The 14,211-nt window shown below is 72.2% G+C and carries 13 protein-coding genes; 1 reads left to right on the top strand and 12 read right to left on the bottom strand.

The window, feature by feature from the left end; translation table 11 throughout:
• Positions 1 to 14: 14 nt before the first annotated feature.
• The 6 genes from J2X59_RS08335 to J2X59_RS08360 all read right to left on the bottom strand — a co-directional run bounded on the left by J2X59_RS08335 (position 15) and on the right by J2X59_RS08360 (position 5,918).
• The gene (locus J2X59_RS08335; RefSeq protein WP_326496336.1) at positions 15 to 1,388 is read right to left on the bottom strand and encodes a dihydroorotase; all 1,374 of its coding nucleotides are present in this window, start codon (positions 1,386 to 1,388) and stop codon (positions 15 to 17) included.
• Positions 1,385 to 2,347, bottom strand: coding sequence for an aspartate carbamoyltransferase catalytic subunit (locus tag J2X59_RS08340; RefSeq protein ID WP_326496337.1), 963 nt, complete (start codon positions 2,345 to 2,347; stop codon positions 1,385 to 1,387). The genes J2X59_RS08335 and J2X59_RS08340 overlap by 4 nt, the downstream gene beginning before the upstream one ends.
• Positions 2,344 to 2,940, bottom strand: coding sequence for a bifunctional pyr operon transcriptional regulator/uracil phosphoribosyltransferase PyrR (gene pyrR / locus J2X59_RS08345; RefSeq protein ID WP_326496338.1), 597 nt, complete (start codon positions 2,938 to 2,940; stop codon positions 2,344 to 2,346). Before pyrR ends, J2X59_RS08340 begins: the two co-directional genes overlap by 4 nt.
• Before the next feature lie 57 nt (positions 2,941 to 2,997).
• Complete coding sequence (gene nusB / locus J2X59_RS08350; RefSeq protein WP_066654543.1) at positions 2,998 to 3,483, bottom strand: transcription antitermination factor NusB; 486 nt, start codon at positions 3,481 to 3,483, stop codon at positions 2,998 to 3,000.
• Between the two features lie 11 nt (positions 3,484 to 3,494).
• On the bottom strand, positions 3,495 to 4,058 hold the full coding sequence (gene efp / locus J2X59_RS08355; RefSeq protein WP_058729119.1) for an elongation factor P: 564 nt from the start codon (positions 4,056 to 4,058) through the stop codon (positions 3,495 to 3,497).
• Positions 4,059 to 4,229: 171 nt separating this feature from the next.
• Entirely contained in the window at positions 4,230 to 5,918 is a 1,689-nt protein-coding gene (locus J2X59_RS08360) for an ABC1 kinase family protein (RefSeq protein ID WP_326496339.1), read from the bottom strand.
• Positions 5,919 to 6,194: 276 nt separating this feature from the next.
• Between J2X59_RS08360 and J2X59_RS08365 the strand changes: the two genes are divergently transcribed.
• Positions 6,195 to 6,377, top strand: a complete 183-nt coding sequence (locus J2X59_RS08365; protein ID WP_326496340.1) for a hypothetical protein — start codon at positions 6,195 to 6,197, stop codon at positions 6,375 to 6,377.
• Positions 6,378 to 6,394: 17 nt separating this feature from the next.
• Here J2X59_RS08365 and aroB read toward each other — a convergent pair whose 3' ends face one another.
• The 6 genes from aroB to alaS all read right to left on the bottom strand — a co-directional run bounded on the left by aroB (position 6,395) and on the right by alaS (position 14,188).
• The gene (gene aroB, locus J2X59_RS08370) at positions 6,395 to 7,492 is read right to left on the bottom strand and encodes a 3-dehydroquinate synthase (RefSeq protein ID WP_442781419.1); all 1,098 of its coding nucleotides are present in this window, start codon (positions 7,490 to 7,492) and stop codon (positions 6,395 to 6,397) included.
• A complete protein-coding gene (locus J2X59_RS08375; RefSeq protein ID WP_442781420.1) occupies positions 7,489 to 8,112 on the bottom strand; it encodes a shikimate kinase in 624 nt (207 codons plus the stop codon). The genes aroB and J2X59_RS08375 overlap by 4 nt, the downstream gene beginning before the upstream one ends.
• A complete protein-coding gene (gene aroC / locus J2X59_RS08380; RefSeq protein ID WP_066658306.1) occupies positions 8,109 to 9,344 on the bottom strand; it encodes a chorismate synthase in 1,236 nt (411 codons plus the stop codon). The genes J2X59_RS08375 and aroC overlap by 4 nt, the downstream gene beginning before the upstream one ends.
• Before the next feature lie 55 nt (positions 9,345 to 9,399).
• The gene (gene mltG, locus J2X59_RS08385; protein ID WP_326496341.1) at positions 9,400 to 10,989 is read right to left on the bottom strand and encodes an endolytic transglycosylase MltG; all 1,590 of its coding nucleotides are present in this window, start codon (positions 10,987 to 10,989) and stop codon (positions 9,400 to 9,402) included.
• 89 nt (positions 10,990 to 11,078) lie between these two features.
• Positions 11,079 to 11,522 carry a Holliday junction resolvase RuvX gene (ruvX, locus tag J2X59_RS08390; protein WP_326496342.1) on the bottom strand — a complete coding sequence of 148 codons (444 nt, stop codon included), beginning with the start codon at positions 11,520 to 11,522 and terminating at the stop codon, positions 11,079 to 11,081.
• A gap of 8 nt (positions 11,523 to 11,530) precedes the next feature.
• Positions 11,531 to 14,188 (bottom strand): alanine--tRNA ligase, encoded by a 2,658-nt coding sequence (gene alaS / locus J2X59_RS08395; protein WP_209682437.1) that lies wholly within the window; start codon positions 14,186 to 14,188, stop codon positions 11,531 to 11,533.
• Between the last annotated feature and the right edge of the window lie 23 nt (positions 14,189 to 14,211).

Raw genomic sequence — 14,211 nt, forward strand, 5'->3', positions numbered from 1 at the left:
TGTCACCGCCCGGCTCACGCGGACGCCGCCTTCGTCGACCGCGCCGACGGGGTGGCGGCTGCGGTCGCGGCGACGGTCTCGGCGTCGACGAGCACGCCGTCGAGCAGCGTCGGGTAGCCGTGGTGGAAGGTCGCGACCACCCGGCCGGGCAGCCGCATGCCGAGGTACGGCGAGTTCTGCGACTGGCCGTGCAGGTCGTCGACCGAGAACTCCCGCACCGCCGCGGGGTCGTACAGCGTCAGCTCGGCGGGGGCACCCTCGGCGATGCGCTGACCGTGCCCCTCGACCTGGCCGATGTGCGCCGGTGCCTCGGACAGCACGCGGGCGACGTCGGCCCAGTCGAGCCGGCCGTCCTCGACCACGGCGGCGTGCACGACGCTCAGCGCCGACTCGAGCCCGACCATGCCGTTCGCCGCGGCCGGCCACTCGCAGCACTTCGCCTCGGCGGTGTGCGGCGCGTGGTCGGTCGCGACGATGTCGATCGTGCCGTCGGCCAGTGCTCCGCGCAGCGCGTCGACGTCCTCGCGGGAGCGCAACGGCGGGTTCACCTTGTACCGGGCGTCGTACCCGGGTGCGCCGTCGATCCCGGCGATGAGGTCCTCGGTCAGGACCAGGTGGTGCGGGGTGACCTCGGCGGTGACGTCGATGCCGCGGGACTTCGCCCAGCGGATCACCTCGACGCTGCCGGCGGTCGAGACGTGGCAGACGTGCAGCCGTGCGCCGACGTGGTCGGCGAGCAGGACGTCGCGGGCGATGATCGCCTCCTCGGCGACGGCCGGCCACCCGGCGAGCCCGAGCTCCGACGACAGCCGGCCCTCGTTCATCTGCGCACCGATGGTCAGCCGGGGCTCCTGCGCGTGCTGCGCGAGCACGCCGCCGAAGCCCTTGACGTACTCGAGCGCCCGGCGCATGAGGAGCGGGTCCGACACGCAGGAGCCGTCGTCCGAGAACACCCGGACCCGGGCGCGCGAGGTCGCCATCGCGCCGATCTCGGACAGGTGCGTGCCCTGCAGTCCCTGGGACACCGCGCCGATCGGGCGGACCGTCACGTACCCGGCGTCGTCCCCGAGCGCCTGCACCTGCTCGACCACACCGGCGGTGTCGGCGACCGGCGACGAGTTCGCCATCGCGTTCACCGCGGTGAAGCCGCCGGCTGCCGCGGCCCGCGAGCCGGTGAGGACGGTCTCCGACTCCTCGGAGCCGGGCTCGCGGAGGTGCGTGTGGAGGTCCACGAGCCCGGGCAGGGCGAGCAGACCGTCCGCGTCGACCACCGTCGCGCCGACCGTGTCGAGACCGGAGCCGACCGCGGTGATGCGTCGTCCCTCCAGGCGGATGTCGGCACGCGAGCCGTCGACCAGCTGCGCGCCGCGGATGAGGTGGGCGGTCATGCGACGGGCTCCTTCGGTTCGTGCTCGCCGGTCAGGGCGAGGTACAGGACGGCCATGCGGACGGAGACGCCGTTGGCGACCTGCTCGACGACGGTCGAGCGCGGGTCGTCGGCGGCGACGCCGGCGATCTCCAGGCCGCGGTTCATCGGGCCGGGGTGCATGATCAGCGTGCGCTCGGAGAGGGCCGCCGCCCGCGCCGCCGTCAGACCGAAGTGCCGCGTGTACTCACGCGGGTTCGGGAAGAACGCGTCGTTCATCCGCTCCTGCTGGATGCGGAGCAGCATCACGACGTCCGGGTCCTCCCCGAGGGCGGCGTCGAGGTCGTGGTGCACGGCGGCGCCGAACGGACGGTCGACCGCGGGCAGCAGCGTGGGCGGCGCGGCGAAGGTCACCTCGGCACCGAGCGTGCGCAGCAGCCAGGCGTTGCTCCGGGCGACACGGCTGTGCAGGACGTCGCCGACGATCGCCACGCGGACGCCGTCGAGCGCCCGGCCGCGGCTGTCGGTGCCGTGGAACCGTCGGCGCATCGTGAAGGCGTCGAGCAGGGCCTGCGTCGGGTGCTCGTGCGTCCCGTCACCGGCGTTCACGACCGGGACGTCGATCCAGTCGGCCTCGGCGAGGACCCGCGGGGCTCCCGACGCCGGGTGGCGCATGACGATGCCGTCGATGCCCATCGCACCGAGGGTCTGCACGGTGTCCTTCAACGACTCGCCCTTCGAGACGCTGGAGCCCTTCGCCGCGAAGTTGATGACGTCGGCGGAGAGCCGCTTGGCGGCTGCCTCGAACGAGATGCGGGTCCGGGTCGAGTCCTCGAAGAACAGGTTCACGACGGTCTTGCCGCGGAGGGCCGGGAGCTTCCGGACCTCGCGGGTGTTGACCTCGGCCATCTCCTCGGCGACGTCGAGGATCCGGACGGCCTCGGCGCGCGACAGGTCGGCGGTGGAGAGGAGGTGCTTCACGGGGCGACCCCCTGCTCGTGCTGCGGCGTCTCGTGCTGCGGCGTCTCGTGCTGCTCGATGACGACCTCGTCGGTGCCGTCCGTCTCGGTCAGGCGCAGCGTGACCCGCTCGTCGGCGGCCGTCGGCAGGTTCTTGCCGACGTGGTCCGCCCGGATGGGCAGTTCGCGGTGGCCGCGGTCGACGAGCACCGCGAGCCGCACCGCCCGGGGCCGGCCGATGCCCTGCAGGGCGTCGAGCGCTGCCCGCACGGTGCGACCCGAGTAGAGCACGTCGTCGACCAGCACGACGACCTTGCCGTCGATGCCGCTCGTCGGGATCGTCGTGCGGTGCGGCGCACGACCGATGCCGTGGCCGAGGTCGTCCCGGTGCATCGTGACGTCGAGCGTGCCGAGCCGCTGGTCGCGGTCCGCTGCCCACTCGGGTTCGATGTCGGCCAGGACGCGGTCGAGCCGCTCGGCCAGGACGGCACCCCGTGTCGGGATGCCCAGGAGCACGAGGTCCGAGGCGCCGTGGTTGGCCTCGAGGATCTCGTGCGCGATGCGTGTCAGAGCACGCGTGATGTCGGGGTGTTGCAGGACCGTTCTGGTGCCCACGCCGACCTCCTTCCCCGCCTCACCGGACGGACTTAAAGGATGCTGACGTGGACAACCCTACTCGGACTCCTGGTCCCCCGCGACAGTCCGACCGGACGGTGCGGCGGCCTCGTCGGCGCTCCGACCGGACGGTGCGCGGCCACCCGCGACGGCGCCGAGGACGCCGTTCACGAAGCCGGCCGAGTCCTCCGTCGAGAGCGACTGCGCGAGCTCGACCGCCTCGGCGATCGCGACCGCGTCCGGGACCTCCGGGTTGTACCGGAGCTCCCAGACGCCCATCCGGAGGATGCAGCGGTCGAGGACGGGCATGCGGGCGACGGACCACCCCTGCGCGTGCTCGACGATCACCTTGTCGATCGCAGCGCGGTCGTCGTCGATGCCGGTGACGATCTGCCGGGCGTAGTCCCAGCTCGAGGCGCGCTCGGGCTGGTCGAGGTGCCGGACCGTCTCGGTCGCCAGGACGTCCGCGATCGGGAGCTCACGCACCTCGGCGACGTAGAGCATGTCGAGGGCGCGCTTGCGGGCCTTCGAACGAGCACTCATGTGGTCGGCGCCTAGTTGTTGACGCGGCCGAGGAAGCTGCCGTCGCGCGTGTCGATCTTCACGGTGGTGCCGTTCTCGAGGTACAGCGGCACCTGGATGCGGTGACCGGTCGCGATGATGGTCGCGTCCTTCGTGCCACCGGAGGAACGGTCGCCCTGCAGGCCCGGCTCGGTCTCGACCTCGGTGACGATCGACGTCGGGAGCTCGATGTACAGCGGGTTGCCCTCGTTCATCGCGATGGTGACCATGGCGGACTCGAGCAGGTAGTTCTTGGCGTCGCCGACGACGGTCTCCGACACGGGGACCTGGTCGTACGTGTCGGTGTCCATGAAGACGTAGGACTCGCCGTCCTGGTACAGGTACTGGTAGTCGCGGCGGTCCACGGTCGCGGTGTCGATCTTCGCGCCGGCGTTGAACGTGCGGTCGACGACCTTGCCCGAGACGACGTTCTTGAGCTTGGTGCGGACGAAGGCGCCGCCCTTGCCCGGCTTCACGTGCTGGAACTCGACGACCGACCAGAGCTGCCCGTCGATGATGAGAACGGCGCCGTTCTTGATGTCAGTGGTACTCGCCATGGGTCTTCCGTTCGATGGTGTTGTGAAGGTCTCCCGGACGTGCGTCCGGTCCCGGCGACGGCGGGGTGTGCCCGCGCCGACGCCCCGTCGAGTGTAGCGGACGGGCACGGACCGGCCGGGGCGGGACGCAGTGCGGGCGGCGGCGCGGCTGCCCGGCCGACCACCCGTCGTTCACCGCCGGCGTCGAGCCCGCCACGCGTCGATCGCGGCCCACACCAGCAGCACCACGGCGGTACCGCCCAGGATCCCGCCCGCCGAACCGGTGGAGAGCACCGCGGTCGGCCGCGCCGGCGAGGCGAGGTACACGACGGCCAGCACGCCGGCACCCGCTCCGAGCAGGACGAGCAGGACGCGCCGGACCAGACCGGAGACCACCTCGCGGTCCCGCCGGTCCGAGAACAGCCGGATGTTCACCGCGAACCTGCCGGTCTCGAGCGCCTCGGTGATCCGGTCGACCCGCCGGGGCAGCTTGCGCGCGGCCGACACCACGCCGAAGAGCTCACGGACCGCGAGGTCCCGGACCGCTCGCGGTCGGAGCTGGTCGCGGATCTGCCGCCTCGCCAGGTCGCGGGACTCCTCGAGCAGGTCGAACGACGGCGCGAGGCTGCGCAGGGTGCCCTCGAAGATCGCCAGCGCGCGGGCCGCGGCGACGAAGTCCGGCGGCGGCTTGAGCCGGTAGCGCCCGAACACGGCGACGGCGTCGTCCACCGTCTCGACGCCGATCCGCGCACCGGGCCCGAGCTCGTCCGCGACGAACGCGGCGATGTCCCGGCGGAAGTCCGGCTCGTCCTCGACGTCACGCACCGGGGCCATGCGCATCACCGCGTCCGCGATCCGCTCGGTGTCGTCCTGGATGTACCCGGCGAGCAGGTCCTGCACGGTGCTCCGGAGGCCCGGGTCGAGCCGACCGACGGACCCGAAGTCGATCAGGGCCGGGCGGCCGTCGGGCAGCAGCACGACGTTGCCCGGGTGCAGGTCAGCGTGGTAGATCCCGTCGAAGACGATCTGCCGGAGGAAGGCGTCGAGGACGGCCCGCATCGGGGCGTCGAGGTCCTGTCCGCCCCCGGCGGCCCGGACCGCGCTGAGCGTCTCGCCCTCGAGGAACTCCATCACCATCACCCGACGCCCGGAGAGGTCGCGGTACGGCTCGGGGTAGGCGACCGCGTCCGGTCGGGCGCTCCGCGCCTGCGCCGCACGCAGTGCGGCGAGGTTCCGCATCTCCGACGTGAAGTCCACCTGCCGCACGAGGTCGTCGGCGTACTGCTGCGCGACGTCCGCGACGCCGACCTGTCGTGCCTCGGTGCTCGTCCGGGCCAGGAACCTGACGACCCGCAGCGCGATGTCGACGTCGCGCCGGACCGCGGCGTCGATCCCGGGTCGCTGGACCTTCACGGCGACGACGGTGCCGTCACGGAGGGTGGCCCGGTGCACCTGCGCGATGGACGCGGCGGCGACCGGTTCGGTGTCGAAGGAGGCGAACACCTCGTCGACGGGCGCGCCCAGCTCCTCCTCGAGGAGCGCCGCGACCTCGACCGCGCCGGCGGGGCGGACGCTGCGCTGCAGGTGCGCGAGCCCCTCGGTCCACTCGTCCGGCAGCAGGTCGTCGCGCGTCGACAGGAGCTGTCCCATCTTCACGAACCCGCCGCCCGCCTCCTCGAGGGCGCGACGCAGGTGCTCGGCCTGGCGCCGCCGCAGGTCCGACGTCTCCGGGTCGCGTGAGAAGTCGAGCCGTCGGAACGGCACCAGTTCGTGGCGGCGGGCGATCGACAGGAGTTCGGCGAAGCGTCGGGCACGGGTACGCAGGCTGCCGACGGCGGCGTCCTGCTGGCCGAGGTCGCTCAGGCGGGGCGGGGTGGGCACCGCACCAGTCTGCTCCCCGGGCCTGCGGGCCTGCCCCGTCCCTGCACAGCCGGGAGGCACGGTTCACCGCCCACAGGTCGGCTGACCGGACAGGTCAGGTCAGGTCCACTGCACGAACCACCGCCGCCATCGCTGCGACATCTCGATCGCTGTGCTCCGGCACCCCGCGACCGTAGCGTGGTGGTCGAAGGCCGACCGCCGGCTGGCGCACCGGGCACTGCGCCGACAGTCGCAGAGCGGCTACCGAGCAAGCACACCCACAGGAGAGGACCTCGGATGATGCGGATCTTCGAGCCTCTCCCCGACGCGCTCGGCCCTGACCGCGACGACGACGAGTACTGGGCGTGGGAGAACGGCGCCGAATTCGACGACTTCCGCGAATGGGAGCGGACCGGTGTGCTCACCCGCTCCATGCGGCTCAGGTGGTGGTGGCGTCGGACTCGTCCGACGCTCCGCTGATCGGGCGGGCGGACCCGCTAGACGCCGACCTCCTGGTACGCGGTGAACAGCAGGTGGTCCTCCGGACCCTCGAGGGTGGCGGGCTTCCCGACCCCGTCGAGGATGATGAAGCGCAGCATGCCCGCACGTGCCTTCTTGTCGCGCCGCATCGTGGCGAGCAAGCCCTCCCAGCGACCGAGGCCGTAGGTCGTCGGCAGCTCCAGCGACTCGAGGATCGAGCGGTGCCGGTCGACGGTGGCGTCGTCCAGGTGGCCCGTCAACCGGGCGAGCTCCGCGGCGAACACCATGCCGACGGACACCGCCGCGCCGTGTCGCCACTGGTAGCGCTCGGCGTGCTCGATCGCGTGCCCGAGGGTGTGCCCGTAGTTGAGGATCTCCCGTCGACCCTGCTCGGTGAAGTCCTCCGACACCACCTCGGCCTTCAGCGCGATCGCGAGCTCGACCACGCGGCGGAACTCGGGCGTCGTCGGGTCGGTGACGCGGGCGACGTCGGCCTCGATGACGTCCAGGATCTCGGGGACGGCGATGAAGCCGGCCTTCACGATCTCGGCGAACCCGGTGAGCACGTCGTTCCTCGGCAGCGTCCGGACGAGGTCGAGGTCGGCGACCACTGCGCGCGGGTGGTGGAACGCCCCGACCAGGTTCTTGCCCTCGTTGGTGTTGATGCCGGTCTTGCCGCCGACGCTCGCGTCGACCAGCCCGAGCACGCTCGTCGGCATCGCCAGGAACGGCACCCCGCGGAGCCACGTCGCCGCGACGAACCCGGCGAGGTCGGTGACGGCTCCCCCGCCGAGCCCGATGACGGCGTCGGTCCGGGTGAAGTCCGCCTGTCCCATGACCTGCCAGCAGAACGCGGCGACCTCGACGCGCTTGGCGGCCTCGGCGTCCGGGACCTCGGCGATCAGTGCGTCGAGACCGGCCTCGACGAGGACCGCGCGCAGCTCGTTCGCCCGCGCTCCCAGGGTCGGTGCGTGCACGATGAGCACCTTCGCCACGCGGGGTCCGAGCAGCGACGGGACCGAGCCGGACAGGTCGTTGCCGACCACGACGAGGGACCCGCCCTCGCCGCCGACCAGGATCTCGGTGGTGCCCTCGGGCAGGTTCGACGCGGTCACGGTGTCCCTCCGGTGGTGTGCTCCTGGTCGGAGCCGATGTGCTCCTCAGCGGAGCCGGTGCGCTCCTCGGCGGAGCCGTTCTGCTGCTCGGTCACCCACGCGACGACGTCCCGGACGACGTGCGACATCGGGCGGCGCGACGTGTCGAACGTCGCGTGTGCGAGCTCGGCGTAGGTCGCCGCCCGCTCGTCGGCGATGGTCTGCCACGCGTCGATCCCGCCCTGCGCGAGGAGCGGCCGGTCGGTCCCCGCGATCCGGGCTGCGACGGCCTCGGGTGACACGGTGAGCAGCACGACCCGGGCGCCACGCAACGCAGCACGGGTGTCCGGGTGCGTCACGGCTCCCCCACCGACGGAGACCACACCGCCGGTCGCGACGGCTGCGCGCACGGCCTCGGCCTCGAGCGCGCGGAACGCCGGCTCACCGCGGTCGGCGAAGATCCCCGGGATCGGGCCGTGCTCCCGCGCGATCACGCGATCGGTGTCCGTGAACGGCACGCCCAGGGCCTTGGCGACGCGCTTGCCGACGCTCGACTTGCCGGCCCCCATCGGCCCGATCACGACGACCGGCGCACCGGTGCCCGCGGGACCGCCGGTGGTCGACGCGTCGGCGCCGCTCACCGGACGGTCGTGGGCTCGGCCGCGCGCGACTCAGCGCCGTCCGTCCGGCGGGTGCGCAGGGTCTCCGGCAGGGCCGCCAGGTACGCGTCGAGGTTGCGCTTCGTCTCGGTCAGGCTGTCGCCGCCGAACTTCTCGAGCACGGCATCGGCGAGCACGAGCGCGACCATGGCCTCGGCGACGACGCCCGAGGCCGGTACCGCGCAGACGTCGCTCCGCTGGTGGTGCGCGGCCGCGTCCTCGCCGGTGGCGACGTCGATGGTGTGCAGGGCGTGCGGCACGGTCGCGATGGGCTTCATGCCCGCGCGGACACGGAGCACCGTTCCGGTGGACATGCCGCCCTCGGTCCCGCCGGCGCGGTCGCTCGTCCGGACGATCTCGCCGTCCTCGCGGTACAGCTCGTCGTGCGCCTCGGACCCACGGCGTCCCGCGGTGGCGAACCCGTCGCCGACCTCGACGCCCTTGATCGCCTGGATGCCCATGATCGCCGCGGCGAGCCGCGCATCGAGACGACGATCCCAGTGCACGTGGGAGCCGAGCCCCGGCGGGACGCCGTAGAACAGGACCTCGACGACCCCGCCGAGGGTGTCGCCGTCCTTCTTCGCCGCCTCGACCTCGGTGACCATCCGCGCGGAGGTCTCCGGGTCGGCACAGCGGAGCTGGTCCTCGTCCAGGCGGTCGACGTCGTCGGGCAGGGGCAGCGGCGTGCCGTCGGGCACGCGGACGGTGCCGACCTGCAGGGTGTGGGCGATCGAGCGGATGCCGAGCTCGGCCAGGAAGGACTTCGCGACCGCGCCGAGGGCGACCCGCGCCGCCGTCTCGCGAGCGGACGCGCGTTCGAGGATCGGGCGGGCCTCGTCGAACCCGTACTTCTGCATGCCGACCAGGTCGGCGTGTCCGGGACGCGGTCGGGTCAGGGGCGCGCTGCGACCACGGGACATCTCGGTCGACTCGACCGGCTCGGGGCTCATGACCTCGACCCACTTGGGCCACTCGGTGTTGCCGATGCGGATGGCGATCGGGCTGCCGAGCGAGTACCCGTGGCGGACGCCGCCCGAGACGTGGAGCTCGTCCTGCTCGAACTTCATCCGCGACCCGCGCCCGTAGCCGAGCTTCCGACGCGCGAGGTCGGCGCGGATGGACTCGAACGACACCGGGACGCCCGCGGGCAGGCCCTCGAGCATCGCGATGAGTTCGGGTCCGTGGGACTCACCAGCGGTCAACCAACGAAGCATGTCGACCATCCTCCCACAGGGTCCGGTCGTGCGACGCGACCGGACCACCGTGGGCCTACTGGTACTCGGGGTGCGCGCGGAGCCAGGCCTGGAACTGCTTCACGGCCACCTGGTGCTCCGCGTACGTGTCCGAGAAGACGGTCTCACCCGTGTCGAGGTCGACCGTCACGAAGTAGAGCCACTTCCCGTCGGCCATGTTCGTGACGGCCTTGATGGCCACGTCGCCTGGGTTCGAGATCGGTGCCGGGGGCAGACCCTTGTGCACGTAGGTGTTGTACGCGTTGCCCGCGTCCGCTCGCTCCTCGTCGGTCGTGGTGACCTTGTGCGTGTTGCCCGTCCCGTAGGCGACGGTCGCGTCCGACTGCAGCGCCATGTCGATGTCGAGCCGGTTCTGGAACACCCGCGCGACCTTCGGGTAGTCGGCAGCCAGGCCGGCCTCCTTCTGCACGAGCGAGGCGAAGACGACGACCCGCTCCTGGTCACCCTCGGCCACGCCGGCTGCGGCCAGGTGCTCCTTCATCGTGTCGACCATCGACTGGAAGTACTGCTTCGCGGTCCACCCGGGGTTGATCGGGTACGTCGCCGGGAAGAGCCATCCCTCGAGGGTCGTCACGCCGGACGGGAGCCCGTACGCCTGCACGTCCTTCGCCGCTGCGCTGACCTCGGCCTCGGTCAGCCCCGCCTTCGAGACCATCCCCGCCTCGATGTCCTGCAGCGCGGTCCCCTCGGGGATCACGATCGAGGCCTGGACGCGGTTGTCGGAGTCCTTGAGCGCGTCGAGTGCGGCCTTCGAGCTCATCTCCTTCTTGAGCTCGTACGAGCCCGGCTGGAACGAGACGTCCGGTGAGGTCAACAGCAGCTTGTAGAACACCTTCGAGCTCTTTACGACACCGCTGCGCTGCAGGGTCTTCGCGACGTCCTCGCCGATGTCGCCCTGCTTGATGGTCACGGTGACCTTGCTCGTCCCGTCGCCGGTGTAGTCGTCGGGCTCGCTGGACCCGCCGATCGCACTGAGCACCTGCTGCACCTTGGGTGCGGCGAAGGCGTACGCGCCGACGCCGCCGCCCAGGACGAGGGCGACGATCACGACGCCCGCCACGAGCGGGCCACGTCGCCGCTTCGGCCGCGGTTCGCGTGGCGGCCGGGAGGCTCCCCCACCTCCGGCACCACGCCCACGTCCGCCTCCGGTACCGCCGGGTCCCCGGTCGGCTCCGGCAGGCCCGCCCGCGGCGGCAGCGGAACCGTCGACGACGCCCGCGTCACGCGTGGCCCGGCCCGGGCCGGCCTCGGCCCGCGCCGCACGCACCGCCTGCGCATCGGGCGCCCGGAGCTCCCCGGTCAGGAGTGCCCGGACGTCCGGGTGGAGCTCGTCGTCCGACCGCGCGACCGGGGCGTCCGCCGGCGATGCCGGTCGCGTCGCCGCCGTCGAGGGCTGCGACGCCGGGTCCTGGTCCGCCGGACGACGACCGTCGGTGTCCTCCGCCGGCGCCCGCCGCGCCCGCTCGGACTCGGCTGCCTCGGCAGCACGCGCCTCACGACGGGACATCGGTCGGTCGGGCTCGGCGTCGGGGTCGGTGGGGCGACGTCGCCGCCCTGCGTCGTCACCGGGCGCGATGATCGCGTCCCAGTCCAGGTCGTCTGCCAAGGGATCCTCGGTCTCTCGGGTCGGGGGCTCCACCTGGGCCCCGTCGGTCCGGGAACGACGGTCTCCCGACCCGTCCCGGGGCCGGTCGGTCAGGGGAGCGTTGCGCCGGGAGCGGCGCTGGACGCACGCTCGTGGTCGAGCGCGTGTTGCAGGATGATAACAGCGGCCGCTTGGTCGATCACGGCGCGGGACTTCTTGGTGTTCTTCCCGGCCTGGTGCAGACCGCGCTGCGCCGTCACCGTCGAGAGCCGTTCGTCGACGAGCCGTACGGTCCGGTGCTCGGCCAGCCGCTCCGCGAAGCCCCTGGCATCGGCGGTCGACGGGGTGTCGTCACCCGACATCGAGAGCGGCAGCCCCACGACGATCTCGAGCACGTCGTACTCGTCGGCAAGTTCGATGATCCGGCGCACGTCGGTCGCCTGGGCCCGGGGCACCGTCTCGACCGGGGTGGCCAGCAGGCCGTCGCGGTCGCAGACCGCGACACCGATGCGGGCCTTGCCGACGTCGACGCCGAGCCGGCGGCCCGGACGCACCGGCACGATCAGCCCGCCAGACGTGCGGTCACGGCGCGCAGCGCCGCGGGCAGCGCCGCCGCATCGGTGCCACCGCCCTGGGCGAGGTCGGGCTTGCCGCCGCCACCGCCGCCGAGGACACCGGCTGCCTCCTTGGCGAGGGGACCCGCCTGCATGCCGGCCGACCGCGCCGCGTCGTTCGTCGCGACGATCACCACGGGCTTGCCGCTGATCACGGCACCGAGCACCACGACCGCGGCACCGTCCCCGAGCTGACCCCGCACGCCCGTCGCGAGGGCACGCAGGTCGTCCCCGGACTGCAGGCCGTCGACCGTCTCGGCGACCACGGTGACCGCGCCGACCGTCTCGGCCCGGCGTGCGATCGACGGCACCCGCTGCTGCAGGTTGGCGGACTCGAACTCGGCGATCCGCTTCTGGGCGGTGCGCAGGTCCTCCATCAGGCCCTGCACGCGGGTCGGCAGGTCCTCACGGGGAGCCTTCAGCGCACTCGAGAGCTGCGACACGATCGTCCGCTCGACGGCCAGGTCGCGGAAGCCCTCGAGTCCGACGAGGGCCTCGACGCGACGGTTGGTCGAGCCGACGCTCGACTCGCCGACCAGGTTGACGAGGCCGACCTGCGCGCTGGAGGCGACGTGGGTGCCACCGCAGAGCTCGCGCGACCACGGACCACCGATGTCGACCATGCGGACCTCGGCGCCGTACTTCTCGCCGAACAGCGCCTGCGCACCGAGCGCCTTGGCCTCGTCGAGCGGCAGCACGCGCGTCTGCACCGCGAGGTCCGAGCGGATCGCCGCGTTCACGACCTCCTCGATCTCCGAGCGGGTGGCACCGGAGACCGGCTGCGACCAGGAGAAGTCGAGGCGCATGTAGCCCGACTTGTTGTACGAGCCGGCCTGCAGGGCCTCCGGTCCGAGCACGTCGCGCAGCGCCGCGTTGACCAGGTGCGTCGCCGAGTGCGCCTGGGTCGCGCCGCGGCGGTACTCGCCGTCGACGACCGTCGTGGCGGCGTCACCGACGCCGACCTCGCCGGAGCGGACCTGCACGGTGTGGCTCCAGAGCCCGGCGACCGGGCGCTGCACGTCGAGCACCTCGAGGTCGAAGCCGTTGCCGACGATCGACCCCTGGTCGGCGTCCTGACCGCCGGACTCGGCGTACAGGGACGTCTCCCCGAGGATCACCTCGGCGATGTCACCGGCGACGGCGCGGTCGACGCTGACGCCGCCCACGATGATGCCGAGCACGGCGGACTCGGCCTCGAGCGCGTCGTAGCCCAGGAAGACCGTCTCGCCCTTCGCGCGGAAGGCGCTGTAGACACTGAGGTCGGCGAGGGCGGTCTTCTTGCTCTTCGCATCGGCCTTGGCGCGGGCACGCTGCTCCGACATCAGGGTCTCGAACGCCCCGCGGTCGACCCGGACGCCGGCCTCGTCCGCCATCTCCATCGTCAGGTCGATCGGGAAGCCGAACGTGTCGTGGAGGAGGAACGCGGTGTCGCCGCCGATCGAGGGGGCACCGTCCTGCTTCGCGCGCTCGACCGCGACGTCGAGGATCGTGGTGCCCTGCGCCAGCGTGCGGAGGAACGTCTCCTCCTCCGCGTAGGCGATCCGGGCGATCCGGTCGTAGTCACCGGCGACCTCCGGGTAGGCCTCGCGCATGGCGTCGCGCGACGCCGGGAAGAGCTGCGGGAAGGTCGCACCCTCGACGCCGAGCAGGCGCATGGCGCGCACCGTGCGGCGGAGCAGACGGCGGAGGATGTACCCGCGGCCCTCGTTCGACGGGGTGACGCCGTCCGCGATGAGCATGAGCGACGATCGGACGTGGTCGGCGATGACCCGCATCCGGACGTCGTCCTCGTGCACGGCGCCGTACTGACGGCCCGAGATCGCTGCGGCGCGGTCCAGCACCGGACGCACCTGGTCGATCTCGTACATGTTGTCGACGCCCTGCTTGATGAAGGCGACGCGCTCGAGCCCCATGCCCGTGTCGATGTTCTTGTTCGGCAGTTCGCCGGTGATCGTGAAGTCGTACTTCGACCGGACGTCGGCGATCTGGTACTGCATGAACACCAGGTTCCAGATCTCGACGTAGCGGTCGTCGTCGGTCGCCGGGCCGCCGTCGATGCCGTACTCCGGGCCGCGGTCGAAGAAGATCTCTGAGCACGGGCCGGCGGGTCCGGGCTGCCCGGTCGACCAGTAGTTGGTGTCCTTGCCGAGGCGCTGGATCCGGTCGTCCGGCAGCGACGAGTGCTGCTTCCAGAAGGCGATCGCCTCGTCGTCGTCCTCGTAGACCGTGACCCACAGGTCGTCGGCCGAGAACCCGAGGCCGCCGTCCGACTCCGGCGTCGTCAGGAACTGCCAGGCGTACTGGATCGCCTGCTCCTTGAAGTAGTCCCCGAAGGAGAAGTTGCCGTTCATCTGGAAGAACGTGCCGTGCCGAGGGGTCTTGCCGACCTCCTCGATGTCGTTGGTCCGGATGCACTTCTGCACGCTCGTCGCGCGCGGGTACGGTGCGGGGACCAGCCCGGTCAGGTACGGGATGAACGGGACCATGCCGGCGACCGTGAAGAGCAGCGACGGGTCGTCCGAGACGAGCGACGCGGACGGGACGACGGTGTGTCCGCGGTCGCCGAAGAACTGGAGCCAACGGCGGCGGATCTCTGCGGTCTGCATGGTGCTTCCTGATTCAGGTCGGC

Source organism: Curtobacterium sp. 260, assembly GCF_030803485.1.
In the GTDB taxonomy this organism is placed as follows: domain Bacteria; phylum Actinomycetota; class Actinomycetes; order Actinomycetales; family Microbacteriaceae; genus Curtobacterium.